Origin of the sequence: Schumannella sp. 10F1B-5-1 (genome assembly GCF_006517535.1) — a bacterium.
In the GTDB taxonomy this organism is placed as follows: domain Bacteria; phylum Actinomycetota; class Actinomycetes; order Actinomycetales; family Microbacteriaceae; genus Schumannella.
Window position 1 is genome coordinate 1 of sequence record NZ_VHQH01000157.1, and the last position, 228, is coordinate 228.

The following is a 228-nucleotide window of genomic DNA, read 5'->3' on the forward strand; positions in this document are numbered from 1 at the left end:
CAATGTCCATAAATTCAATTTGGATTACCACCCGCCAAAAAAGCGAAATTTTTCCCCGTGGTTTCACCAATTTACGGGTTCGACGCCCCCGTTTCCGTTTGTCAAAATAGCGAAACACTAGGTATGCTAGATAAAGTGCTCCAATGATTTTAATTTCCCATAGGTGAATGAGGTAAGTCCCAATTCCGATTACTAAAAATCGAAATAGGTACGCGCCCCACAAACCGT

The 228-nt window shown here is 42.1% G+C and carries 1 pseudogene; it reads right to left on the bottom strand.

Annotated features, from left to right (window positions below):
- Nucleotides 1-223, bottom strand: a pseudogene (locus FJ658_RS17035) (hypothetical protein); the annotation flags it as partial.
- Nucleotides 224-228: the final 5 nt, after the last annotated feature.